The organism is Pedobacter sp. L105 (assembly GCF_009765875.1).
GTDB lineage: Bacteria > Bacteroidota > Bacteroidia > Sphingobacteriales > Sphingobacteriaceae > Pedobacter.
Genome location: NZ_LMUP01000004.1, coordinates 695,208 through 721,069, shown reverse-complemented (window position 1 = coordinate 721,069; position 25,862 = coordinate 695,208). Strand labels below are relative to the sequence as shown.

General features: G+C 41.1%; 15 protein-coding genes, 2 tRNA genes and 2 rRNA genes. 6 read left to right on the top strand and 13 right to left on the bottom strand.

Going from position 1 to position 25,862, the window contains the following annotated elements; translation table 11 throughout:
• Positions 1-196: 196 nt before the first annotated feature.
• The 5 genes from GSQ84_RS08280 (at position 197) to GSQ84_RS08260 (ending at position 5,278) form a co-directional block, all read left to right on the top strand.
• Positions 197-271, top strand: a tRNA-Ile gene (locus tag GSQ84_RS08280).
• Between the two features lie 24 nt (positions 272-295).
• Positions 296-372 (top strand) — tRNA-Ala (locus GSQ84_RS08275).
• 234 nt (positions 373-606) lie between these two features.
• A 23S ribosomal RNA gene (locus GSQ84_RS08270) occupies positions 607-3,488 on the top strand.
• 202 nt (positions 3,489-3,690) lie between these two features.
• Positions 3,691-3,802: ribosomal RNA gene (rrf, locus tag GSQ84_RS08265) — 5S ribosomal RNA — on the top strand.
• Between the two features lie 495 nt (positions 3,803-4,297).
• Positions 4,298-5,278 carry an acyl-ACP desaturase gene (locus GSQ84_RS08260; protein WP_158796772.1) on the top strand — a complete coding sequence of 327 codons (981 nt, stop codon included), beginning with the start codon at positions 4,298-4,300 and terminating at the stop codon, positions 5,276-5,278.
• Positions 5,279-5,346: 68 nt separating this feature from the next.
• On the opposite strand, the gene GSQ84_RS08255 is transcribed toward GSQ84_RS08260, so the two are convergent.
• The 12 genes from GSQ84_RS08255 to pyrR all read right to left on the bottom strand — a co-directional run bounded on the left by GSQ84_RS08255 (position 5,347) and on the right by pyrR (position 23,195).
• Positions 5,347-6,621, bottom strand: coding sequence for a hypothetical protein (locus tag GSQ84_RS08255; RefSeq protein ID WP_158796771.1), 1,275 nt, complete (start codon positions 6,619-6,621; stop codon positions 5,347-5,349).
• Between the two features lie 96 nt (positions 6,622-6,717).
• A complete protein-coding gene (locus tag GSQ84_RS08250; RefSeq protein WP_158796770.1) occupies positions 6,718-10,098 on the bottom strand; it encodes a methylmalonyl-CoA mutase family protein in 3,381 nt (1,126 codons plus the stop codon).
• 156 nt (positions 10,099-10,254) lie between these two features.
• Positions 10,255-11,919 (bottom strand): alkaline phosphatase PafA, encoded by a 1,665-nt coding sequence (gene pafA, locus GSQ84_RS08245; RefSeq protein ID WP_158796769.1) that lies wholly within the window; start codon positions 11,917-11,919, stop codon positions 10,255-10,257.
• 108 nt (positions 11,920-12,027) lie between these two features.
• Positions 12,028-13,314, bottom strand: a complete 1,287-nt coding sequence (locus GSQ84_RS08240) for a folylpolyglutamate synthase/dihydrofolate synthase family protein (RefSeq protein WP_158796768.1) — start codon at positions 13,312-13,314, stop codon at positions 12,028-12,030.
• Between the two features lie 29 nt (positions 13,315-13,343).
• Positions 13,344-14,159 (bottom strand): energy transducer TonB, encoded by an 816-nt coding sequence (locus GSQ84_RS08235; RefSeq protein ID WP_158796767.1) that lies wholly within the window; start codon positions 14,157-14,159, stop codon positions 13,344-13,346.
• Complete coding sequence (locus GSQ84_RS08230) at positions 14,159-14,563, bottom strand: biopolymer transporter ExbD (protein WP_158796766.1); 405 nt, start codon at positions 14,561-14,563, stop codon at positions 14,159-14,161. Before GSQ84_RS08230 ends, GSQ84_RS08235 begins: the two co-directional genes overlap by 1 nt.
• Positions 14,563-15,273: a MotA/TolQ/ExbB proton channel family protein gene (locus GSQ84_RS08225; RefSeq protein WP_158796765.1), complete on the bottom strand. Its 711-nt coding sequence runs from the start codon at positions 15,271-15,273 to the stop codon at positions 14,563-14,565. Before GSQ84_RS08225 ends, GSQ84_RS08230 begins: the two co-directional genes overlap by 1 nt.
• A gap of 4 nt (positions 15,274-15,277) precedes the next feature.
• The gene (locus GSQ84_RS08220; protein WP_158796764.1) at positions 15,278-16,711 is read right to left on the bottom strand and encodes a hypothetical protein; all 1,434 of its coding nucleotides are present in this window, start codon (positions 16,709-16,711) and stop codon (positions 15,278-15,280) included.
• A 52-nt stretch (positions 16,712-16,763) separates the two neighbouring features.
• Complete coding sequence (locus tag GSQ84_RS08215; protein WP_158796763.1) at positions 16,764-18,488, bottom strand: TonB-dependent receptor; 1,725 nt, start codon at positions 18,486-18,488, stop codon at positions 16,764-16,766.
• A gap of 11 nt (positions 18,489-18,499) precedes the next feature.
• Positions 18,500-21,526: a tetratricopeptide repeat protein gene (locus GSQ84_RS08210; protein WP_158796762.1), complete on the bottom strand. Its 3,027-nt coding sequence runs from the start codon at positions 21,524-21,526 to the stop codon at positions 18,500-18,502.
• A 184-nt stretch (positions 21,527-21,710) separates the two neighbouring features.
• A complete protein-coding gene (locus GSQ84_RS08205; RefSeq protein WP_158796761.1) occupies positions 21,711-22,643 on the bottom strand; it encodes an aspartate carbamoyltransferase catalytic subunit in 933 nt (310 codons plus the stop codon).
• Positions 22,644-22,646: 3 nt separating this feature from the next.
• A complete protein-coding gene (gene pyrR / locus GSQ84_RS08200) occupies positions 22,647-23,195 on the bottom strand; it encodes a bifunctional pyr operon transcriptional regulator/uracil phosphoribosyltransferase PyrR (RefSeq protein WP_158796760.1) in 549 nt (182 codons plus the stop codon).
• 163 nt (positions 23,196-23,358) lie between these two features.
• Here pyrR and GSQ84_RS08195 point away from each other — a divergent pair, with 163 nt between their 5' ends.
• Entirely contained in the window at positions 23,359-23,754 is a 396-nt protein-coding gene (locus GSQ84_RS08195) for a thiol-disulfide oxidoreductase DCC family protein (protein WP_158796759.1), read from the top strand.
• A 51-nt stretch (positions 23,755-23,805) separates the two neighbouring features.
• Here GSQ84_RS08195 and rpsA read toward each other — a convergent pair whose 3' ends face one another.
• Positions 23,806-25,740, bottom strand: a complete 1,935-nt coding sequence (gene rpsA / locus GSQ84_RS08190; protein WP_158796758.1) for a 30S ribosomal protein S1 — start codon at positions 25,738-25,740, stop codon at positions 23,806-23,808.
• Positions 25,741-25,862 lie beyond the last annotated feature (122 nt).

Sequence of the window (25,862 nt, the reverse complement as noted above, 5' to 3'; positions counted from 1 at the left end):
AGGGTAAAACCGATAACTGGGGCTAAGTCGTAACAAGGTAGCCGTACCGGAAGGTGCGGCTGGAATACCTCCTTTCTGGAGCAAGACTAACTGCCCGATCTGCGTAAATGATATAAATGACAATAGATCTCAAAAAGAAACACCCATAGGATGAAACACGGTATAAGTTGTTCGCCCTACTGAAGTAAAGACAAATAGTCCCGTAGCTCAGTTTGGTTAGAGCACTACACTGATAATGTAGGGGTCAGCAGTTCAAATCTGCTCGGGACTACATTAGGAATACAAACCATTCTACGGGGGATTAGCTCAGCTGGCTAGAGCGCCTGCCTTGCACGCAGGAGGTCAACGGTTCGACTCCGTTATTCTCCACCATCACCCTGGCTTAAGATAGAAGGCCAAACAAAGTAGGAAACCAGCGATGGTAACCGGGGATAGAAAAGTTCTTTGACATATTGGAAGAAGTTAAAAGAAGAGCAAACAACAATAGAGACGTTGTTAGCACTTGGTTGATGAAAGGAAGATAAGCAATTATCGGAGAAGAAGAACAAAAAGGTTAACGACTTATATTAAAAAAGCATTTCCATAGGCGCAAAAGGCTATGGAGAGAAGAAAGTAAGAAAGAGTACACAGGGGATGCCTTGGCTCTCAGAGGCGATGAAGGACGTGATAAGCTGCGATAAGCTTCGGGTATTAGCAAATATGAATTAATCCGGAGATTTCCGAATGGGGAAACCTGGCTGATTGAAGATCAGTCGCACTGCGGTGCGCAAACCTGCCGAACTGAAACATCTAAGTAAGCAGAGGAAGAGAAAATAATAATGATTTCCTAAGTAGTGGCGAGCGAACGGGAAAGAGCCCAAACCAGTTATGTTACGGCATAGCTGGGGTTGTAGGACTACGATGTGGTATTAATGAATTGAAGTGGAACAGGATGGGAAGCCTGGCAATATAGCGTGAGAGCCGCGTACACGTAAGGGACATTAGCCTAGTAGTATCCTGAGTACCGCGAGGTCGGAGACGCCTTGTGGGAATCTGCCGGCACCATCCGGTAAGGCTAAATACTCCTGAGAGACCGATAGTGAACCAGTACCGTGAGGGAAAGGTGAAAAGAACCCCGAACAGGGGAGTGAAATAGAACCTGAAACTGTGTACTTACAAGCGGTCGGAGCGTCCAGGTGGCGTGACGGCGTGCCTTTTGCATAATGAGCCTACGAGTTACTCTTCTCTGGCAAGGTTAAGTGTTTCAGACACGGATCCGAAGCGAAAGCGAGTCTGAATAGGGCGTATAGTCAGGGGAGGTAGACGCGAAACCTTGTGATCTACCCATGGACAGGTTGAAGGTGCGGTAACACGTACTGGAGGACCGAACCGATAAACGTTGAAAAGTTTCCGGATGATCTGTGGGTAGGGGTGAAAGGCTAATCAAACTGGGAAATAGCTCGTACTCCCCGAAATGTTTTTAGGAACAGCGTCGTGGTTAAGTTTGATAGAGGTAGAGCTACTGATTGGGTGCGGGGGAGTCAAATCCTACCAAATCCAGACAAACTCCGAATGCTATCAAATATACACGGCAGTGAGGCCCGGGGTGCTAAGGTCACGGGCCGAGAGGGAAAGAACCCAGACCATCAGCTAAGGTCCCTAAATTACTACTAAGTTGAACTAACGAGGTGCGATTGCACAGACAGCTAGGATGTTGGCTTGGAAGCAGCCATTCATTTAAAGAGTGCGTAACAGCTCACTAGTCGAGCGATCGTGCATGGATAATAAACGGGCATCAAGTAGTATACCGAAGCTATGGGTAGAATGTAAATTCTACGGTAGGGGAGCATTCCAGCGGCAGCGAAGATATGGCGTAAGCTGTGTTGGAGCTTCTGGAAAAGCAAATGTAGGCATAAGTAACGATAAGGCAGGCGAGAAACCTGCCCGCCGAAAGGATAAGGTTTCCTGATCAACGCTAATCGGATCAGGGTTAGTCGGGGCCTAAGGAGAACCCGAAGGGGAAATTCGATGGACAACTGGTTAATATTCCAGTACTTTTTATAACTGCGATGTGGGGACGGAGTAGTGACACTGCCGCGATCTGACGGAATAGATCGTTAAAGACTGTAGGTATTGGAGAGGTAGGCAAATCCGCCACTCTAGCTGAACGTCGATAGTACCGCAAGCCTTCGGGTAAGTGGATAGCGCAGGTAATCAGACTTCCAAGAAAAACCGCTAAGCTTCAGGTTATAAAAACCCGTACCGCAAACCGACACAGGTATCCGGGAAGAGAATTCTAAGGCGCTCGAGTGAATCATGGCTAAGGAACTCGGCAAAATGGCCCTGTAACTTCGGGAGAAGGGGCGCTGGCAGTAATGTCAGCCGCAGTGAAAAGGCCCAGGCGACTGTTTAACAAAAACACATGGCTTTGCAAAATCGAAAGATGAAGTATAAGGCCTGACACCTGCCCGGTGCTGGAAGGTTAAGAGGGGATGTCATTCGCAAGGAGAAGCATTGAATCGAAGCCCCAGTAAACGGCGGCCGTAACTATAACGGTCCTAAGGTAGCGAAATTCCTTGTCGGGTAAGTTCCGACCTGCACGAATGGTGTAACGATCTGGGCGCTGTCTCAGCCATGAGCTCGGTGAAATTGTGGTCCCGGTGAAGACGCCGGGTACCCGCAACGGGACGGAAAGACCCCATGCACCTTCACTACAATTTAACATTGACATTGGATACAGGATGTGTAGGATAGGTGGGAGACTGTGAAGCGGCATCGCTAGGTGTTGTGGAGTCAACGTTGAAATACCACCCTTTCTGTATTCGGTGTCTAACCCCTTTCAGGGGGGGACATTGTTTGATGGGTAGTTTGACTGGGGTGGTCGCCTCCAAAAAGGTAACGGAGGCTTTCAAAGGTAAGCTCAATACGCTTGGTAACCGTATGAGGAGTGCAATAGCATAAGCTTGCTTGACTGTGAGGCAGACAAGCCGAGCAGGGTCGAAAGACGGATATAGTGATCCGGTGGTTCTGCATGGAAGGGCCATCGCTCAAAGGATAAAAGGTACGCTGGGGATAACAGGCTGATCTCCCCCAAGAGCTCATATCGACGGGGAGGTTTGGCACCTCGATGTCGGCTCGTCACATCCTGGGGCTGGAGAAGGTCCCAAGGGTTCGGCTGTTCGCCGATTAAAGTGGCACGCGAGCTGGGTTCAGAACGTCGCGAGACAGTTCGGTCCCTATCTGTTGTGGGCGTAGGAATTTTGAGTGGGGCTGACCTTAGTACGAGAGGACCGGGTTGGACTAACCTCTAGTGAATCTGTTGTTCCGCCAGGGGCATTGCAGAGTAGCTACGTTGGGAATAGATAAGCGCTGAAAGCATCTAAGTGCGAAACTAGCCACGAGATGAGAATTCCATATAGGACCGTAGCAGACTACTACGTTGATAGGTTACAGATGTAAAGTTGGTGACAACATAGTCGAGTAATACTAATCATCCGAAGCTTTCAAGAGCAAAAAATTGTTGTTTGTTCTTCAGACTAACTTCTTTCAATCATTGTCATTGTTTAGGCCAAGGCGACCGGTACTGATCCAACTAGCGAGAGCGAATAGGGATACAGGCAAAGGGAACCGAAAGCATAAACATTATAAAAATATTATATCAAGTAAATCATCGCTAAAGTAGTTATACAGAAGCGAGCTCGATAAAGACATTTAGGTGCCTATATCGGTGGTGTCCACCTCTTCCCATTCCGAACAGAGAAGTTAAGCCCACCAGAGCCGATGGTACTGCGGTAACACGTGGGAGAGTAGGTCGGTGCCAAATCTTAAAGAAAGCCTTTCAGGAAACTGAGAGGCTTTTCTGGTTTAAAGCCTTTTTACTGGCATACTCTTTTATTGAATATTTGCGCTTAAGCTAATTTCATGATGAGTTGAGTTGAGCGTAACTCTATTTTTGTACCTTAATTTATAACTTTCTTTATTCTTGCAAATTCCATGTGTTGCCTGATCTTCCGAAAATACGATGTTTAATTATTTATCCTCTTCACTGCTAATATGATTTGATGAATGGTGACCCGGGCTGATTTTTTAAATTAATTAACTTGTAATGGTTTTCAACAGTTGATTTTCCTGTTTGATTTGGGATAGTCTTCAAAACAATTTAGGTGTTTCCCCGTTGTTTGTATAGGTAAATTAATTATTTTCATTGTTCAATCGAAAAACGAAAATTATTGCTCCATATTCGCCATTAAAATGGCATCCGAAAGGCTTTATGAAATAATTTTGGTTATCTTTGGAGCTAAACTAAAATACAGATATAATGAGCTTTTTTGCTGAAAAAAGAAGGGAAGTAATGCTTCATATAGAGCAGTATATGCTTGATATGATGGATACTTACCTGAAACCGATTGATACAAATTGGCAGCCTACTGATTTTTTGCCTGTTTCTACCAGTGACACTTTTATTCAGGATATTAAATCCCTTCGGGAAACCGCGAACAGTCTTTCTTATGATCTTGTTGCTGTATTGATCGGGGATACCATTACAGAAGAAGCATTACCAACATATGAATCATGGTTAGCTATGGTTGAAGGTGTAAGTCGTAAGGAAGAAGGTGGATGGATGAGATGGAACCGTCACTGGACTGCTGAAGAGAACAGACATGGTGATTTGTTAAATAAGTACCTTTACCTTTCAGGCCGGGTAGATATGCGTCAGATGGAGATTTCTACGCAATATCTGATAGCTGATGGTTTTGACATCGGTACAGGACATGATCCTTATCGCAATTTTATTTACACCAGTTTCCAGGAACTCGCTACAAATATCTCCCATCGCAGGGTGGCATCTTTAGCTAAAAAAGATGGTGATACCTTACTTTCTAAAATCTGTGGTACTATAGCTTCCGATGAAGCTAGACATGCAAAAGCCTATAAAGACTTTATGTCTAAAATATTTGAAGTAGATCCAAATGAAGCCCTGATCGCATTTGAAGATATGATGCGCAAGAAGATTGTTATGCCTGCGCATTTCTTAAGAGAAATGGGCTTAAAAATGGGACAGACATTTGGTCACTTCACTGATGCCGCACAGCGTTTGGGCGTATATACGGCAGTTGATTATGTAGAGATCATGCAGCAGTTGATTGAAGAATGGAAGCTGGAAAGCATGCGTGATTTAAATGAGACTGGTGAAAAAGCCCGTGATTATATTATGGCTTTACCAAGCAGGTTATTACGCGTTGCAGAGCGTATGAAGACACCTACAATAGACTATAAATTCAGCTGGATCCACGCTTAACTCATCGTATCAAACTATAAAAAAAGCGCAAATAGCCCGAAAGCTGTTTGCGCTTTTCTATTTATAGCCTATTTATTATCTGGCCTTTCATTTATCCAATGGAAGTTTGTATCCATTAATCTGAAACTTTTTTTGCTAAGCTCTACTTTAATGGAATCGCCATAAAGTTTTCCTTTTATTAATAAGCGTCCTTTTCCAGGGATTTCATAGTACAGTATCTGTTTAGCTTTTGTTGAATCGGCATCAAAAATGAGTGTTAATTTTTTCAGTTTCGTATCCGCACTCATATCAATGGTTTGTAAACTATCATTCATTAAACGAATGGACGCCCTTGAGACGCCCCCTATAAATAAGGCTTTCCAACGTTTTTGCTGTCTGGTATCCGGAGGTATAGTGTCTTTGTTTAACTTGTACATTTCAACGGTATAGGTTCCGTATAAAGGTGATTTAGGAGCGGCATCTCCATATTGTTTTCTACCCTGGAGTAGCTGAATAATGTTAACTACTATTACAAAGCTTATTAACAGATATTTAAATGCGATTTTGGTATAACGCAACCATTTCTTTTTAATATACGGCGGATCTATTGTTTGAAGTTTTATGGCCTCACCCCGGATAAACAATTGGTACAGCCGGTCGAGATTTGGGGAAAGTAAAAAGATAGAAAGTGTAACCAGTCCTGTAGATATTATTTTTACCGGTACATTGTAAAAGTAATTCACAGCCATCACATTGACGCTTGCCATTAAGGTAAATATAGCCCCGATGGCCACTGTCCTCCTAAAGAGGAGAAATCCTGCCATCAATTCAGCAATGCCCATAAATAGATTATAACCGGTAGAGAAACCGAGGAATGTCCATGCGAGACCCATCGGTGTTGAATCGCCATATGCTTCATTTAAACGGTATTGAGTAGGGCTTGAAAATTGAAGTTTGATCACTTTAATTGAGCCATACTGGATCAGCATAAAACCCACGTAATATCTTGCAGCAACAGTAAGCCAGTAATAGAGATTGTAATAATTTAGCCTTTTCCTATCTGTAAGACTCCATATGAGGGTACCAGGAATTGCAGCAAGGGCAATAACCAGCAGTATCAGGTAATCGTAGGTAGTGTCGCCACTACCATTCGTAAAAACTGTAATTTCGTACCCGGGATGTATAAAGTTTTTTGCCATCCAGGGTATAAAAAGATGCAAACCCTGGTCGATATACCTCGACACCATTCCTAGTAAGGGATAGGCTCCATTATTCTGCAGAATAATAAATAAACCGAAGGAAATAAAGACATATCGAAATATTATTTTCTGAGTAAGTGTCCATTGTTGTGAGATTACGGTCATTCAGATGATTGATTATTGTTGAAATTTCTTTTTTTAAGAATTATTTCTACAATATAATAAAAATCGTAAATGATAGTTATGGGTACTTTATTTTATTTACATGTTTCTTCTGTATTGACCGCCAACTTCGTAAAGGGCTTTTGAAATTTGTCCGAGAGAACAAATTTTGCAAACTTCCATTAGTTCTTCGAATATGTTTCCACCCGCTACTGCCGTTTGCTGTAGCTTTTTAAGCGCCTGGGCCATATGTTCATCATTGTGCTGATGAAATGCCTTTAATGCTGCTATCTGACCGGTTTTCTCATCTTCTGTTGCGCGGATGATCTCGCCCGGTACAATAGTAGGGGATCCTTTTTTATTCAGAAATGTATTTACTCCTATAATTGGATACTCACCATTGTGCTTGAGCGTTTCATAGTATAAACTTTCTTCCTGGATCTTTCCGCGCTGATACATGGTTTCCATTGCGCCTAGTACACCACCACGATCATTGATGCGCTTAAATTCCATCAGCACCGCTTCTTCAACCAGATCGGTCAGATCTTCTATAATAAAAGCACCCTGCAATGGATTTTCGTTTTTAGCTAAGCCCAGTTCCCGGTTAATGATCAGCTGTATAGCCATCGCTCTCCTTACCGATTCTTCGGTAGGTGTGGTGATGGCTTCATCATAGGCGTTGGTATGTAAGGAATTGCAGTTGTCATATATGGCATAAAGTGCCTGTAACGTTGTCCGGATATCATTAAAGTCAATTTCCTGCGCATGCAGCGACCTGCCTGAAGTTTGAATATGATATTTAAGCTTTTGCGAACGGTCGTTTCCCTTGTATTTATTTTTGATGGCTTTGGCCCATATCCTGCGTGCTACACGACCTATAACTGCATATTCAGGATCAATGCCGTTAGAGAAGAAGAAGGAGAGGTTAGGTGCAAAGTCGTCGATGTGCATTCCACGGCTCAAATAGTATTCGACAAAGGTGAATCCGTTACTCAGTGTAAATGCCAGCTGTGATATGGGATTAGCACCAGCTTCAGCGATATGATAGCCTGAGATAGATACAGAATAAAAGTTTCTGACTTTTTCGTCAATAAAATATTTTTGGATATCGCCCATCATCCTCAGCGCAAATTCTGTGGAAAAGATGCAGGTATTTTGCGCCTGATCTTCTTTCAGGATATCAGCTTGGACGGTTCCACGAACTGAGCTAATGGCATAAGCCCGTATCTTTTGGTATACCTCAGCAGGCAGAACCTGATCACCTGTAACACCTAATAATAATAAACCTAATCCGTCATTTCCTGCAGGAAGCGCTCCATTGTAGACGGGTCTTTTTTGCTGCTGGTAGATTTTATTTATTTTTTCGTTGACCTCCTGCTGAAGCCCATGTTCTATAATGTATTTTTCACATTGCTGATCAATGGCCACGTTCATGAAAAACCCTAATAACATTGGAGCGGGCCCATTGATGGTCATGGACACAGAGGTAGAGGCGGCACAAAGGTCGAAGCCGGAGTATAGTTTTTTTGCATCATCAAGCGTAGCGATACTCACTCCTGAATTGCCAATCTTGCCATATATATCGGGGCGGATATGCGGATCTTCACCATACAGCGTTACGGAATCAAAAGCTGTGGATAAGCGGTGCGCTGGCTGTCCGAGCGAAACATAATGAAACCTTTTGTTTGTTCTTTCAGGCCCTCCTTCGCCGGCAAACATCCGGGTAGGGTCCTCACCTTCACGTTTTAATGGAAACACACCGGCAGCATATGGAAATTCACCAGGTACATTTTCGGTTAATAACCACCGAAGAATGTCTCCCCAGTCCTGGTACCTTGGGAGTGATACTTTCGGTATTTTAAGCTGTGAAAGAGATTCATAAAATAAAGGCTGCTTAATCTCTTTATCCCTCACCTTGTAGATGAAATATTCTTCTTTATATTTTTTGACTGTTTCCGGCCATTCCCTGATCAGCCTTCGGTTATGTCCGTCCAGTTGCTCTTCAAGATGGTTGTATAACTGCTGAATGGCAGCTACCGTATTTTCTTCGTCAGCAGAAACTTTTTTCTGATCCTTTAAAAGGTCAAGCACACCGCTCAATTGATAAAGTTTCCTGGCAATAGTAGCTTGTTGCTCTACCCATTCATTATACTGCTGGCTTGATTCAGCTATTTCGGCCAGGTACCGCGTTCTGTCGGGAGGGATAATGTATATCTTTTCGGAAGTTCCTGTAGTGAGGATCTTTTGTGCATTAAAGTCTATTCCCGTTTTTGTTTTTATCTTCCCGATGAGCGCGGCAAACAGATGATTCATACCGGGATCGTTAAATTGAGAAGCCATGGTGCCGAAAACAGGAACTTCGTTATCTTTTGCCTCGAACAGATGATGATTTCTTTTATATTGTTTTCGTACATCACGCAGCGCGTCCAGTGCACCTCTTTTATCAAATTTATTGATGGCTACCAGATCGGCAAAATCCAGCATATCTATTTTTTCGAGTTGTGTAGCGGCGCCAAATTCAGGCGTCATTACATAGAGTGAAACATCGCAATGCTCTGTGATTTCTGTATCAGACTGGCCTATTCCGGAGGTTTCCACAATAATCAGATCATATCCTGCGGCTTTACAGATGTCTATGCTTTCCTGTACATTTACGGATAGTGCTAAATTTGCTTGTCTTGTGGCGAGTGACCGCATATATACCCTTGGTGTATCTATGGCGTTCATCCTTATCCGGTCGCCCAGCAAGGCACCGCCGGTTTTTCTTTTAGAAGGATCAACAGATATAATGGCTAAGGTTTTGTCCTTAACTTCCATCAGGAAGCGTCTTACCAATTCATCTACCAGCGAAGATTTTCCGGAACCTCCGGTGCCAGTAATACCCAATACTGGTGCCTGATTTTTAAGGGTAAGCTTTTTAAGTTCATTTACAAAATACTGGGCTGCTTTAGGATCATTCTCTGCTATGGTAATGGCAGAAGCAATACTTTTTAAGTCTTTTTTGGGGATCAATTCCAGCTCATTGGTAATCTCACTACTGGTGATATAATCCGTTTGCTCCAGCATATCATTGATCATCCCCTGAAGGCCCATGGTACGGCCATCATCGGGGGAATAAATCTTTGTTATCCCATAATTTTGTAATTCGGTGATTTCGGACGGTAATATAACCCCGCCGCCGCCGGCAAATATTTTTATGTGTTTTGAATTGCGTTCCTGCAGCAGATCATACATGTATTTGAAATACTCTATATGTCCGCCCTGATAGGAGGTCATGGCTATGCCCTGTACGTCTTCCTGAATGGCGCAATTGACCACTTCCTCTACTGATCTGTTATGTCCAAGATGGATTACTTCTGCTCCGGAAGACTGCAGGATGCGTCTCATGATATTGATGGTAGCATCATGCCCGTCAAACAGTGCAGCAGCGGTAACAAAACGGATCTTATGTTTAGGGACGTAGGCTTGAGTTGGCTCCATTGGTAAATTTATATTTGGTCTGTAAATTTAGTAAAAACTAAACAGGAAGCGTGCTACAATATATGCACGGGACGATGATGCAGAAAGCCGTATAATGATTGTTCCAAAATTTAGAGTGGAGACAATTATCATACGGCTTTTACTATTGATTTGCTGTTATTTTATAAGTTCTGTAATCGGTTCCCCAACACAGCCGCTTGGCATCTGGATATGGAGCATGGCCGCGAGGGTTGCTGCGATATCTGTCATATAATGTGTTTTATTAGTAGATCCATGCTTCACGTTCCATCCCATAAAAACCAATGGAATATGTGCATCATATGGATTCCATGCACCATGTGTAGTACCTGTTTTACCACCATCAAAATGATTTGGCTGCAGGATGAAATAAATGTCTCCGCTAAGGCGTGCATTATATCCGTTGGTGATCATTTCTTTTTGTATAGCTGGTAATGTGCTTTCTGAAATTCTTGCTAAATCAACTGCATCGGCAATTCCGTCCACTGTTCTCAGGTAAGCGATTGCAGCAGCTTTCATAGCAGTGAAATCAATGTTCTGCATATCATGGTTTCTGTGATCGAAGATGATCTGATTGTTCATCGCCATCATGGCTGGTTTTTTAACCTTAAACCTATCTTCTAAATAGGTATTTAATCCATCAGTAATTCCCTTATTACTGACTACACCACCTGGTAACTTGTTTTCTTTCATAAAACCGGGAACATGTGCTGCTCCGTGATCTGCAGAAAGGAAAACCAGGTAATTACCTTTGCCTACGGTTTTGTCTAAATAATCAAAGAAGCTTGCCAGATCTAAGTCCAGACGAAGGTAAGTATCTTCAGCTTCCATAGAATTGGGACCATACTGGTGACCCACATAATCTGTAGAAGAACAGCTAACAGCCAGGAAATCGGTAATATTGTCTTTACCCAGCCCCTCAGCTTTAATGGCTTCTTTAGCTAAATCCAAAGTAATTGTATTTCCGTAAGGGGTACTCCTGATCGCATCGTAGTTTTTCCCCACATATCCTTTAAGTGAATGCGGGAAAGTCGGTAATTTCTCTCCATTTGTAATACCTTCATAATCTTTATTATCTGCTGTACTTTGTGCATAACTATCCGCAGGATATAAAGTATTCCAATCCATATTATAATACTGATTGGCTATTTTCTGTTTGTTATATTGTTCAACCCATGAAGGAAGCTGTTTCATATAATAAGTACTGGTGATCCAGTTACCTGTTTTACCGTCATACCAGTAAGCGCCGGTAGGCGTATGGCCGGCTGGGAGGATAGACCCACGGTCTTTTAAAGACAGACCGATCACTTTTCCCTGGAAGTTTGTTGCCAGGCGTAATTCATCAGTTATGGTAGTGCTCAGCAGGTTTTTTGGTGACATTTTGCCGGCAGCATTGTCGGCACCTACTCCGGTTACCGTGCTGTCATCTGTACAGTATACATCTTTATTGGTTTGAGGGTCATACCAGTTATTTCCGATGATGCCAGTAATAGCAGGGACTGAACCGGTATAAATTGAGGAGTGACCAACAGCAGTATAAGTGGGCGTATAAGGAATGAGTGTATTTTCTACGGAGAAACCTTCGTTAAGGAGACGTTTAAACCCACCATCAGAATACCTGTCATAATAGCGGTACAGGTAATCCCATCTCATTTGATCGACCACCAGGCCGATAACCAGTTTTGGGCGATTGAGAGCCGCAGAATGTGCTGCTGGCGGGGTAATAGCTTTTGTTTTTTTCTGTGCCTGAGTAACGCTGCATATGCAGCAAAGTGCCGCAAATAGTAAATACTTTTGTTTCATTATGTGTATTGGTTTGATCTGTAATAAAACGCATTTTACCGATTGCAATTGAATGCTAGTTCACGTAAATGTTATCATTACATTATTTTGCTCAAGATAAAGAAAAATCTAAAGAACCTCGGCAACTACAAAAGTACTTCCACCCACGAAAATAAGGTCATCCGAATTTGCATGTTGTTTTGCAGCTTTTAACGCTGCAGCAATAGTTTCAAAGACCTCACCCTGTAAACCATTTTTGCCTGCTTTTTCGGCCAGTTCTTTGGCCGGCATTGCCCTTATCAGATCAGGCTGAGAGAAATAATAAATGGCATTTTTTGGTAACACCTGTAGTACACTGGTGATGTCTTTGTCCTTCAACATACCCATTACCAGGTGTAATTGCACATGGGGAGTTGCGTTTATGTTTTCAAGTACTTCTTTGATGCCGGCAATATTATGTCCGGTATCTGCAATGATCAGGGGTTTTTCACCCAGCGTTTGCCACCTGCCTTGCAGGCCGGTAATTTCCACTGTATGTTCCAGTGCTTCACGGATGGCTTCATCACCAATAGTGAAACCATTTTGACGGAGGGTATTGACAGCTTGTATAACCGTCAGTAAGTTTTTTAGCTGATAGGTACCGGTAAGGTCCAGTTTCAGATCTTTAAAAAGACAGGTCTCATTTTGATAAACAGAAGTCACCAATAATCTGCCTTCACGATGGGTATCAGTTATTCTGAGCACAGTGCTGGCAAATACCAGTGCACTGGATGTTTCTTTAGCTTTGTTCAAAAAAACAGCTGTTGTTTCTTCCTGTTTTTCTCCTATCACTACAGGAACCCCGGGCTTGATAATACCTGCCTTTTCCCAGGCAATTTTCTCCAGGGTATTACCCAGCAGATCAGTATGGTCGTAACTGATATTGGTGATCACCGATAATTCTGGTGTAATAATATTGGTAGAATCCAGTCTTCCTCCCAGTCCCACCTCAATGACAGCTACATCAACTTTTTCAGCAGCAAAATATTCAAATGCCATCGCTACGGTAACCTCAAAAAAAGAGGGACTGATATTTTCTATCATTTCTGTTGCCCGGGCAGTAAAATCTACAACAAAAGATTCAGGCATCATTTTGCCATTCACGCGTATACGTTCCCTGAAATCTTTTAAGTGCGGAGAAGTATATAAGCCGGTTTTGTACCCTGCTTTTTGTAAAACAGCAGCCAGCATATGGGAGGTAGAACCTTTACCATTGGTGCCGGCAACATGAATAGTTTTAAATTTTTGCTGTGGGTTTCCCAGCATTTCGCATAGCAGTACCGTGTTATGAATATCTTCTTTTATCGCAGCTGCGCCAAGACGGTTAAATATGGGCAGTTTATGATATAAATAATCCAGCGTTTCTGAATAAGTCATGCTATTAATTCTGAATGTATTTGAAAGCGTTATTTCACTTTAAAGTTAAATACAACTACTCCAACCTGAAGATCTGGTGCCGAATCTGATTGGTTTAAACGTGCTCCCATTACAGCTTCTTTACATTTGGCCCAAAGTCCGAGATCCTGTAAAGTAGTGCCTTTTACACCAGGGACTGCATCTACTACAATTCCTTCTCTGTTGATCGTAATTCTAACGGCAATCTTCCCTGTTTTCTGACCGTCATCCTGAGGGGTTACCAGATTGGTAAAACGTCTCAGCGCAATAGGGGTACTGCCAAATCCTGATCCGCCAGCACCATAGTTATTGGCCAGTGGATCCCCATTAACAGAACCCTGGTTGCCGGGAGTTGTTCCTGTACCATCACCCTGTCCGGTACCTTTATTGGCTTTACCTTTGTAAAGTGCATTTTGGTTTACTGTTGGTTTAGCAGGTTTATCAACCGTTGCTGCTGTTGGTGTAGAAGGTTTAGTCGTTTTTTTTGTATTGACACTTACAGCTTCTTCCGTATTCTGAGTGGCTACTTCTTTAACAGCACTTTGAACAGATTTAGTAGGTGTAACTTTTTGCTCTGGCACTACCTTATCTGGCGCCTGATGATTTGCATTAGGATCTGCCGAAGGTTCTTCTGTACTGGTAATATCATTTCCCATTCCTTCCACAGCGGTACCATAATTAACTACCATGCCGCCCATGCCCGCTTCTTCTGCAGGTTTAAAGGTACCTATGGCAATAAAGAAGCTTAACGCAAGCAGAACAGCCAGTATCAGAGTTGATATGGCTATTGCTTTAGGGTAATTATTTTCCTCTTTATATGGGGTCATTATTTTTTTGGTTCTACTGCAAGTACAACTTTCAGTTTCAGCTGATTGGCTACATCAAATACAGCCATTGTATTTTCGATGGAAACTCCTCTGGCTACATACAAAACCAGTGTAAGATCTGGAGAGGCTTTTTGAAAGGGTTCGATAGCGGCCTTCATATTTTCCAGGGTTACAGGTTGTTTTTCTACAAAATATTTTAATTTATCATCTATAGATACCGTAACTGTTTTCTGGGCTGAAGACTGCTGTCCCGACTCAGAGCGGGGGAGCAGCAATTTAACTACCTGTGGGTTCACTACTGCCGAAGCAAGCAGGAAGAATAACATCAGGAAGAACATGATGTCATTCAGTGCAGAAGTATGTACTTCTACAGTTGCTTTATTTGTTCTTTTGCGTAGATTCATTATTTACCTGGCTCTTCTAATAGATCAATAAATTCCAGTGCATCGGTTTCCATTTTCAGGATGATTCTTTCTACCATCGCGTTAAGGATATGATAAAGCACATAAGCGATAATTCCCACGATTAAACCACTTGCTGAAGTAATCATTTTAGTATATAAACCGCCGGATATTGTTCCGATTTCAATAGCACCTTTTATAGCCACATCATGGAAAATGGTAATTACCCCAACAATGGTACCTACGAATCCCAGCATGGGAGCGATACCTGCAATAATTCCCAATATGCTGATGTTCTTTTCCAGTTTAGATACCTCGATCTTACCTACATTTTCGATTGCACCCTCGATGTCTTTAATAGGACGTCCGATACGTTTTAATCCTTTCTCCAGCATACGGCCTAAAGGGGAATTGGTATTTCTGCACAAGGTGATTGCATTTTCTAATCTGCCATCATGAATATATTGTTTGATCTGGAACATCAGGTTGACTTCGTTTTTAGAAGATTTTCTGATGGTGATATAACGCTCAACAAAAATTACCAAGCCTGCAAAAGCAAGGATTCCAAGCGGAATCATTACCCATCCGCCTTTTAGTAAAAGATCAAAAAAATGTATTTCCTGAGGAGCAGCAGTTACACCCTGTTTCACAGCATTAGCTGTATCAGCTAATTGCTTTACTGTATCTGTGGCAACCTGTAGCAATGTGATCATAGTATTATTGTTTGTTTCTGTAAATGTATATTCCGGGTATTTTTAATTTTTTTGATAAGCTGTCCTGCGTTAGTTTAGCTGTCTTCTCATCTTTTAACGTTGCAATGCTGATTTTTAGTCTTTTTCCAGCCATATGCGTCACAACTTTGGCCTTAATTCCGCTTTTAGCCATTAACTTGATAAAATTATCAGCTTCTTTCTGATCGTGCATGGAGGCACCAATAATTTCATAAGTTGATGTGGTGTCCACAGGTTCGGCCTCAACGATAGGTGCTACTGCTGGTTTTGTATGGTCTGTGATTTTTTTAGTGCTGTCAGTAACTATTGCAGAATCTGGATTAGGATAAACTTCCCGGATCTGACCTGATTTTGCTGTTTTCTGCGGAGCAGGTGTAGTAGCGACCAATCCTTTAAACCATTGAGGGTTTACAAAATAGGCAGCAGTGAGCATCAGTATGACGATAATAATGCAGAGTATAATTTTAATATAAGATGAGCTTGATGTTGATATTTCTTCTTCAGGCTGGAAAACATTGATCGGTTTAACTTCCTCAGCTGGTTTAGGCTCGGTTGCTTTATTTGCCGCTGTCTTAGCTTCCGGAGAGTTTAAATCCCAGATGGTTTCCATTGGCTCAGGAACAAAAGCTTTTGCTTCTGTTGTTTGAGCGCGGTAAAAATTGAGTGCTTCAATTTCTGCCCGCAACCTGGCTTCTTCTTTTTGAATATTTGTTCTGGTCGTTTCCTCATCACCCGGATTTTCTTCCAGGCTTTCGTTATCTGCCACAACGGATTCGATAGTCGGCTTTTCTTCAACAGTCTCTTCAGCCGGCAGAACCTCTTCGGTTATAGGAGACTCTTGTACAGGCTCTTCAGTAGCAACCTCTTCTTCGGCCGCCGGTAAGATTTCAGGAATAATTTCTTCAGCAACGTGTATGGGCTCTTCTACCACGGTTGTTTCCAGAATGATTTCTTCTGGCTGAGCAGATTCCTGTACCGGCTCTTCTGTTAAAAAGGATGCCTCTTCTGCTGCAGGAGCGTCTGCTTTGATCGGAGGAAGACCATAAAAGTCAAAACCATAATTTAACTGGTCGGCAGGCTCAAACTTTAGTTCTTCATTAACTTTATATAATTTCCCAAGACTGCCCAGACTTGCTTCCTGGTGATCATTCAGCTGCTGATGCAGTGCGGCACTAAATTCGCCGATAAAATAATTTGCGGTATCAGCAGAAACCCCTCTGTCTTTACTGATCAAATTTGTCAGTAATGCCTCTTCTTTAATTTCAGTTGTAAAATCAAGTATATAACCAGGAGGGATGAACGAGTGTGTTTCCACATGATACCTTCCAGGTTTTTTCTTTTTATACAGTGTTCCCAGACCAGCAATCCCGATTGCTTTACGGGTTTGAAGAAGTTCTGAGAGGTAAGAGAGGATATCCATTCTGGTAAAAATAAATTTTAATTCTGTATCAACCAATTATAATTTTATTTGCTTAGAATGAGTAAGAAACTCCGCCGAAGACATTTACACCAATTGCCTGGTAATATAGGTATCTGCTGTATTTAGTATTTAACAGGTTATTCGCATTAGCGAATACAGAGAATTTCTTATTGATCTTATACGTAGCTCCGATGCCCAGATCTACAAATCCTTTCACCGTGGTATCTGTTTCAATAGCCGTGTTAGGGATCACGTAAGGACTTGCAGGCGCAGCAGTATAAATTTTTGCATTGCTGGCATCCTGGATAGCTACAGAAGCATTAAAACCTAATTTATCTGTAATGCTGTATAACAGGTTTGAGCTGATGCGCAGCGAAGGTTTATACCAGCTGTAAGTTTCTGATGCAGGTTTATAATCTTCCAGGTTTAATTTTCCTGTCCATTTTAACTGATCGCTAACCTGTACGGAAAGTTCACCTTCCAATCCTAATACTTTAGTATTTCCGAAATCATAGATCACATCAAATTTGTTGAAGTCAGTGAAGTCGTTTACATACAAAGCCATGTCTGTAACCTGTTTGCTGTATACACTTACTTTATAACCGAAACCTGGTCCGCCTGTACCTTTAATACCTGCTGTGAAGTTTATTTTTTCAATAGAGTTTTTGATATTGATATTGCTGTTCAGGAAAGGGTTTATATCCGTTAAATCTTTCATTGAATTTCTGATCACATCACCCTTAACTTCTGCGAATACCTGTAAGTAATCCGGGATCAGGGTGAAATCTGCTGTTACTGCAGGGAATAAGTGTCCTGAAGAAACGGTTCCGAATTCCTGTACATAATTGATTCCGGCGGTGATCTTTACACCATTGGTTTGAAACCTGATGTAAGGATTTAAGCGCAGCAGATTATTATTTACAGTAGTTAAAGCATCTTTGGTATTACCAAATTCTGTAGATACAGCGAGGCCTACATTGAAGTCGCTGATCCTTTTATTCAAATAACCATTCAATACAACAGAGTTTTCTTTGGCATCGTATTGATCTCCCCATACATAACCGTTGATCTTCGCCGCGTAACTTAGCGCGTTTTCATCAGTATTATATTTATTTACTACTTCACCTTCTGCTTCAATAAAGTTAAAAGCCTGTTTTGCCGGTGAAGGATTTCTTGTTGGGTCGGTTTCATCATAACCATAGAAATAAAGTCCTTTCCTTTCATAATTCACACGGCCGCTGAATACAGCTTTATCCGTAATGCTTCGTCCGAAAACGCTTAGCTGCTGCTGGTTAAACTTTTGATCGCGCAGATCGCCCGATTGACTGAAATGCCTGAAAAAGGCACCCGCCTGCAAAGCTTCATCACGTCCCAGGTTTACATAAGCTTCACCCAGAATAGTACTGGCAGAACCTAAACCTCCTTTTACATAGTTATTGGTTAGTTCAGCCTGTTTTTCATCTGCTACTTCCTGTGCATATAACTTATCGATGTCTGAGTTTAGTTCCAGCTTTCTGTCTGGCAGGTTATAAGTGAAGTGCGCTTTATAGGTTTTTACGTCATTTAAATCAGGACTTCTTCTCAGTTTTACTGCTTCGGCCAAAATTGGTTTGTAGGGTCTTACTACCTCAATTTCTTCCGTTACAGCTTTGTCATCCGTTTTTTCTTCAGTTTTTTCAGGCTTCTTATCTGTAGTTTTTTTCTCCTGTGCCTTACTGGTCAGTGTGCCTGCAGAAAGTAAGAAAAGGGTTATATATATTAATTTGCTCAATCTCATGATCCTTGGTCTTATTTAATTTTTTCTAGTTTTTCTTTGGCGGTAGCAACAATTTCGTCTTTACCATCGTAGTTGTCAATAATACTTAGCAGCGTACTTTTGGCCTGCAGGTTATCTTTAAGGGCTACATAATTATCTGCCAGTAAGATGAATGCTTTAGCTACCCAGTAATCATAAGAAGCCATGTTATTGGTTAAATCAAAACAAGTTTTTTGTGAAGCTTTATATTCATGTCTGGCGTACTGAATGGCAGCAATGTTATACTTAGACTCAGCAGCAGCCAGTGTTTTTGTTTTACTCACTACATTGGTAAAGGCTTTAACTGCAGCTGAAGTATCGGCTTTTGCCAGGTAGGCTTTACCCGCATACAGATCTGAACTGTTGATTTCTTCTTCAGAAGCTTTGTCAGATTCTTTAGTCAGCTGTACATATTTAAGCACATCATCAGGCATGTTTAAAGCGCTGTACGACTGAAGCAGGTTGTTGATTGCAAATGAATAATGTGATTTGTAATCGGCTGTAGTTTCCAGTCTTTTCAGATAAACAATAGCTTCATTGTATTTTTTCTGCGCCAGGAATAATTTAGAGATACTGATCAGTGAACGTTCGGTATAATCGCTCGTCCAGTCATTGAGGATAAACTCATAATCGGGAACTGCTTCATCAGGACGGTTTAGTTTAACCAGTGATTCTGCCCTGATAAACTTCGCTTCTTTAATATGGATGGGCTTAGGGAATTTATCAAAATAAGCATTGATACTTTCTACCGCTCCTGAAGCATCTCCCTGCAGGTATCTGTTGTTTGCTGCCTGGAAAACAATATTGTCTTGGTCGGCCATGCTGTAATTACCAATTGGTGTAGTAGCAGCATAAGTGATAAAACCATTGGCATCACCACGGTCAACATAGATATTTTTAATGGATTCCAGTGCCTGTTTAGCTTCTTCAGTACTTGCGTAATCAGTAATTACCTTTTTAAAGGTTTCAATAGCGGCATCATCCTGATCCTGGTTGTATTCTACCAGTCCGATAGTTACTAATGCCCTTGGTACATAACTGCTGTGGGGATATTTGCTGATCAGCGCGGTAAGGTCATTTTTAGATTTCTCCAGGTTATCTTTGTCGCCTTTGTTAAAGTAGGTATAGGCGATCTCGAAACCAGCATCATCCGCATAATTTGAAGCAGGGAACTGCTGCAATAAACTTTGCATGGTAGCGATCTTTGTATCATCTCCTCCCTGAAGACCCTGGATCATTCCACGCTGGAAAAGCGCATAGTCTTCACCAGTAGACTTATCATTGATAATCCTGTTGTAATAGGTTAGGGCATTGTCATAGTTCTTGTTCACAAAGTATGAATCGGCCAGACGTACGGTTGCATCAACTACGGTATTCTTGTCTTTATCATCACCGTTCAGGAAACGAAGAAAATAACTGGCTGCCTTGGCATATTTTTCATCTTCAAAAGCGGCATAAGCCAGTGCATAATTAGCGAAATTATAAACCTTTGTCTTGTTCGCATCCGGCATTTCCAGGAACTTCTCAAAAGTTTTTACGGCTTCTCCATACTTACGCAGTTCATACATTGACTCCGCCATCCAATAGGTGCTTAAAGCGTTGATCTCTGCGTCGTCAGGGAAGGTGTTAGAGCGAAGGAACATTGAAAGTGCATTTGGAAAGGCACGTTCATTATAAAATTCCAGTCCCCTGAAATAAGTAACTTTCTGATAAGCTTCTTCGGCCTCCGGTGATTTTTTACTGATAGGCTCAAGGATATCAATAGCAGCCTGGTAGTTTTTGCTGGTTAGCAGGATCTCGCCCAATAAAGTTTTTGCTTCGTTGATTTTATGTGAAGCGGGGAACTGTTTCAGGAAGCTCTGTGTAGATTCCAGTGCCTGCTGGTTAAAGTCGAGTTCGTAACTCAATCTTGCATAATTGATCCAGGCATCTTCCTGTACCGTTTTATTAAATTCCAGACGGGATGCCCTGAAGAAAGCACTTCTTGCTTTTTCTTTATCATTTAATTTGATGAAGTCGCGGCCCAGGGTGTACATTCCATTTTGCAGGTATACATCATCATTGTTCAGCTGTTCTAAAACGGTAACTGACTCCTTGTATCTGTTTAACTGGAACAGGGAGTAACCGTACTGATAAATGAAAAGATTATTTTTAGTGGTTGATTTGTTTTTTGAGTAATATTCGTGGAAATAAAGCTCTGCATTTTTATAATCCGATTTGGCAAAATAAGACGCCGCTATTAAGCTGAGCATATCTGCCTCAAACTCTTGTTTTGAAGTTCTCAGAATTGGAATCGCATAAGTGATCACATCATCATACCTTTCATCCAGGTAATACATCGAAGTGATATAATAAGGGTAGCTGGCTTCGTAAGTTTTAGATCCTTTTAATTTTTCGAAATTGTTTAATGCTGTTTTATACTCCTTGTTCAGGTAGTTGATATAAGCGAAGTAATAGGTTGCGCTTTCCTGAAAAGGACCATCTGTTTTTTTTACTTCTTCAAACAGGGGCTCTGCTTTTTCTATGTTTTTAAGCATGAAATAAGAATACCCCTGTTTAAACTGGTACTCTGTACGTTGTTTTTTAGAAAGGCTGGAAGGATCTGTTTTCTCAAACCATTCCAATGCTTTGGTATAGTTCTTTTGTGCAAAATACGATTTACCTACATGGAAATAGGCCAGCTTGGTATTTGAATTGAGCGGATAATCTTTGATGAAAGTTTGAAATAAACTCTCTGCATCACTATTTCCCAACTCCAACGCGCAAACTGCAGCATAGAATTTAGCATTTTCTTTCAATAACGAAAGTTCAGCGCTGCTTTCCTGTTGTGTCCCTGGTTTTTGCCTGATCAGCTCAACCAGCCTGAACTGTTGTGCTGCAGCGACATATTTTTCATGATCGAGTAGTTCCAGACCAGTTTGATAATTTTTATTGAGGTTTACTATCGCACTTACCTGAGCATAACCTGCGGTAAGGTTACCTGCCAGTAAAAACGGAATAAAGAGGTATTTCTTTTTCATTGAGTATATGTCTGTTTTAAAGGTAATGAAGCCATTAATAGTTTATGGTTGCATTTGTTAAAATAGGATTGCTGCTAATATAAAAATAGTAATGTGTCTTATTAACATTAGAAGTTAACAAGTGTTGATAACATTGAATAACGCAAATGTATCAGGAATGTTATAAAAAAAGAAATGCTATTGTTTAATCCCGCTGTGAAGCAAGCAGATACAGTACGGCCATTCTGACAGCCACTCCATTTTCTACCTGATCGAGGATGATGGACTGCTTACTGTCGGCAACATCACTGGTGATTTCGACACCTCTATTGATAGGCCCCGGGTGCATTACCACAATTTCTTTATCTAAATTATCCAGGATCTGTTTGTTTAATCCGTACATCATTGCGTATTCTCTCAATGACGGGAAGTATTTAATATCCTGCCTTTCCAGCTGAATACGGAGCATATTTGCTACATCACACCAGTTTAAGGCTTTGATCAGGTTGTGTTCTACTTTTACGCCAAGGCTTCCTATATGTTTAGGGATTAAAGTGGTAGGCCCGCAGACCATTACTTCAGCGCCTAGTTTTTGCAGGCATAATATATTAGATATGGCTACTCTTGAATGCAGGATATCACCAACAATCACTACCTTTTTTCCTCTTACGTCACCCAGCTTTTCGCGGATAGAATAGGCGTCAAGCAGTGCCTGCGTTGGATGTTCATGTGCACCATCTCCGGCATTCACAATCTGTGCATTGATATGTTTGCTCAGGAATACACCAGCGCCGGCATAGGGATGTCTCATCACCACCATATCCACTTTCATGGCCAGTATGTTATTCACGGTATCAATCAGCGTTTCTCCTTTGCTCACTGAAGAGGAGGAGGCTGCAAAGTTTATCACATCTGCAGATAACCTTTTTTCTGCCAGTTCAAATGAAAGCTTGGTACGTGTTGAATTTTCAAAGAAGATGTTAGCGATGGTGATGTCGCGAAGTGGCGGTACTTTTTTGATGGTTCTGTTGATCACGCCTTTGAAATGATCTGTATTTTTAAAAATCAATTCAATATCATTCAGGTTAAGATCTTTGATGCCTAAAAGATGTCTTGTCGATAGTTGTTCTGCAGCCATTTCTTATTTGTTTCGTTCTGATAATAAAATTACCTTGTCTTCACCCTCTGTTTCTTTCCATGTTACCTTTACCAGTTGGGAGTCCATACTGTCTACCTGCTGACCAATATAATCTGGTTCAATAGGTACATGTCTCGAAAACCTTCTGTCGATCAGTACCATTAGCTCTACCTTGGCAGGTCTTCCATAAGCCAGCAAAGCATCCAGTGCAGCCCTGATGGTACGGCCTGTCCACAGGACATCGTCAATCAGGATCACCTTACATCCTTCTACAATAAAATCTATTGAATTGCTGCTTGCAGAAACAAAGCCGTCCTTTCTTCTAAAATCATCCCTGAAAAAGGTAATATCAAGATTGCCTTTTCTGATGTTTTTAGTTTTAAGGATTTGATCGAGTTCCAATTTTACCCTGTCTGCGAAGTAACTGCCGCGGGGTTGTATGCCAATGAGTACGGTATTAGAAAAATCATTATGGTTCTCAATTAATTGATGACAAAGTCGCTTAATTGTGATTTGGAATTTTTTACCGTCTAGCAGGGTTCGTTTTTGCATTGACTAATTAATTAGGCAAATATAAAAAATCGGATGGAATTTAGGGGCTGCAAATTGAATTAATTTCAAACAGGTGGAAAGCTCTTTACAAATTAAAGCTAATGAACTGATTTTGAATAAGAAAAATTGGGGGTGCTTACAGGGAATAAATTAACTTTGGTTTATGCCGCATGCGATAATATTTTTTGATGGTGTTTGTAACCTTTGTACCGGATCAGTTAGGTTTGTGATCAGCAGAGATAAAAAAGACCTGTTCAGGTTTGCCGCTTTACAGAGTGACACAGCCCTGCAGCAGTTGCAACCTTTTGGGTTTTTAACCGGTAAGCTCAATACGGTTATGCTGTTGGAAAATGGGCGGCTTTATCAGCGTTCTGCTGCCGCATTGCGTATTGCCCGGCGGCTGAATGGGGGATGGCCATTATTGTATGCTTTTATCATTGTTCCTGCTTTTATCCGCGACTTTGTATATGATCTTATTGCAGAGAACAGGTACAGGATATGGGGTAAGCAGGAGAGCTGTATGATACCTACGCCAGCGCTTAAAGCAAAATTCTTATAACAAAAAAAAGCATCCCGGATTCGGGATGCTTTTAATATATAAGCCTGAAGATTATTTAGCTTTGTTTTTGCTTTCTTCGCCTTCCATTTGTTCTTTCAATTGAGCAAGAACACCTAGATCACCAAGAGTTGATTTCTCAACTGAATCTTTAACTTTTTTAACTGCATTGCTGGATGCTTTAGCTTCTTTTTTCTTAGATGCTCTTTCTTCAGCAGCAACTTCAGCTTTAGCCTCTTCCCAGATACGGGCATGAGAAACAACGATACGTTTAGCATCTTTGTTGAATTCAATGATTTTGAAGTCATTGGTTTCTTCAGCTTTGATAGTAGTACCATCTTCTTTAGCCATGTGTTTAGTTGGAACGAATCCTTCTACACCATATGGTAAAGCGATAACAGCACCTTTATCAGTTACTTTAACAACAGTTCCCTGGTGGATTGAATCTAACGTGAAGATAGTTTCAAAAGTATCCCAAGGGTTTTCTTCTAATTGTTTATGACCTAAGCTTAATTTACGGCTATCAACGTCTAATTCTAAAACAACTACGTCTAATGTATCACCAACTTTAGTGAATTCGTTAGGGTGGTTAACTTTTTTAGACCATGAAAGATCAGAGATATGGATTAATCCATCAATACCTTCTTCAATTTCCACGAATACACCGAAGTTAGTCATGTTTTTAACTACAGCAGTATGTTTGCTTCCGATAGGATATCTTTCAGCAACATTTTGCCAAGGATCCTGAGTTAATTGCTTAATACCTAAGCTCATTTTGCGTTCATCGCGGTCTAAAGTTAATACTTCAGCTTCGATTTCATCGCTAACTTTCAAGAATTCCTGAGGGCTGCGTAAGTTTTGTGACCAAGACATTTCTGAAACGTGAATTAAACCTTCAACGCCAGGAATGATTTCTAAGAATGCACCGTAATCAGCTACAGTAACGATTTTACCTTTAACTTTAGATCCAACAACAAGGTTAGTATCTAAACTTTCCCAAGGGTGTGGAGTTAATTGTTTCAAGCCTAAAGCAATACGTTTTTTCTCATCATCAAAGTCAAGAACAACTACATTGATTTTTTCATCTAAGCTCAATACTTCTTTTGGATGCTCTATGCGGCCCCAAGAAATATCAGTAATGTGAAGTAATCCATCAACACCACCTAAATCGATGAATACACCGAAGTCTGTAATGTTTTTAACAGTTCCTTCCAATACCTGACCTTTTTCAAGTTTCGATACGATCTCAACTTTTTGTGACTCTAAATCGTCTTCGATTAAGATTTTGTGCGATACTACAACGTTTTTAAATTCGTGGTTGATTTTAACAACTTTGAATTCCATTGTTTTACCTACATAAACATCGTAATCACGGATCGGTTTGATGTCGATCTGAGAACCAGGTAAGAAAGCTTCAACACCCATGATGTCAACGATAAGACCACCTTTTGTACGGCTTTTAACAAATCCGTTGATGATTCTGTCATTGTCAAGGGCTTCATTGATAGATTCCCATGAACGTTGAGTTTTAGCTCTTTTACGAGATAAGATCAACTGACCATTAGCGTCTTCCGGAGCTTCCACGAATACATCAACTGTATCGCCAATTTTCAAATCAGGAGTATCACGGAATTCAGAAGTTGATACTAAACCGTCAGATTTAAATCCTACGTTTAATACAACGTCTTTATTGTTGATTGATACAACAATACCGCTGATAATTTCACCCTGATTGATTTGATTGAAAGTATCGGTATACATGTCTTCAAACTTTTTACGGTCTTCGTCAGAGTATTTTCCGAAAGCTTTGTCGTCTGCGTCCCAGTCAAAGTCTTGATCTGGTGTTGCTAATGATGATTTGATCGCTTCGATCGACACTGAATCTGCTTCAGATTCAATTGTTTCTTTTTCAGTCAGACGAGCGTCTGTACCTTGTAATTCGGCGTTTTTAGCCAATAATTCTTTTTCTGCTACTTGTTTTTTTGCCATTAATCATTTAATCTCCTTTTCCCTTTAGGGATTGCAAATATAGAGATTATTCTTTTTAATGAAAGAATTTTTAAATAAATGTTGTTGATTTTGAACTGCTTGCCTTTATTTTAATGGGATTG

Excerpts from the sequence above, each read along its gene's own strand:
- GSQ84_RS08260 (WP_158796772.1), top strand. The coding sequence starts at position 4,298 with ATGAGCTTTTTTGCTGAAAAAAGAAGGGAAGTAATGCTTCATATAGAG.
- GSQ84_RS08255 (WP_158796771.1), bottom strand. The coding sequence starts at position 6,621 with ATGACCGTAATCTCACAACAATGGACACTTACTCAGAAAATAATATTT.
- GSQ84_RS08250 (WP_158796770.1), bottom strand. The coding sequence starts at position 10,098 with ATGGAGCCAACTCAAGCCTACGTCCCTAAACATAAGATCCGTTTTGTT.
- pafA (WP_158796769.1), bottom strand. The coding sequence starts at position 11,919 with ATGAAACAAAAGTATTTACTATTTGCGGCACTTTGCTGCATATGCAGC.
- GSQ84_RS08240 (WP_158796768.1), bottom strand. The coding sequence starts at position 13,314 with ATGACTTATTCAGAAACGCTGGATTATTTATATCATAAACTGCCCATA.
- GSQ84_RS08235 (WP_158796767.1), bottom strand. The coding sequence starts at position 14,159 with ATGACCCCATATAAAGAGGAAAATAATTACCCTAAAGCAATAGCCATA.
- GSQ84_RS08230 (WP_158796766.1), bottom strand. The coding sequence starts at position 14,563 with ATGAATCTACGCAAAAGAACAAATAAAGCAACTGTAGAAGTACATACT.
- GSQ84_RS08225 (WP_158796765.1), bottom strand. The coding sequence starts at position 15,273 with ATGATCACATTGCTACAGGTTGCCACAGATACAGTAAAGCAATTAGCT.
- GSQ84_RS08220 (WP_158796764.1), bottom strand. The coding sequence starts at position 16,711 with ATGGATATCCTCTCTTACCTCTCAGAACTTCTTCAAACCCGTAAAGCA.
- GSQ84_RS08215 (WP_158796763.1), bottom strand. The coding sequence starts at position 18,488 with ATGAGATTGAGCAAATTAATATATATAACCCTTTTCTTACTTTCTGCA.
- GSQ84_RS08210 (WP_158796762.1), bottom strand. The coding sequence starts at position 21,526 with ATGAAAAAGAAATACCTCTTTATTCCGTTTTTACTGGCAGGTAACCTT.
- GSQ84_RS08205 (WP_158796761.1), bottom strand. The coding sequence starts at position 22,643 with ATGGCTGCAGAACAACTATCGACAAGACATCTTTTAGGCATCAAAGAT.
- pyrR (WP_158796760.1), bottom strand. The coding sequence starts at position 23,195 with ATGCAAAAACGAACCCTGCTAGACGGTAAAAAATTCCAAATCACAATT.
- GSQ84_RS08195 (WP_158796759.1), top strand. The coding sequence starts at position 23,359 with ATGCCGCATGCGATAATATTTTTTGATGGTGTTTGTAACCTTTGTACC.
- rpsA (WP_158796758.1), bottom strand. The coding sequence starts at position 25,740 with ATGGCAAAAAAACAAGTAGCAGAAAAAGAATTATTGGCTAAAAACGCC.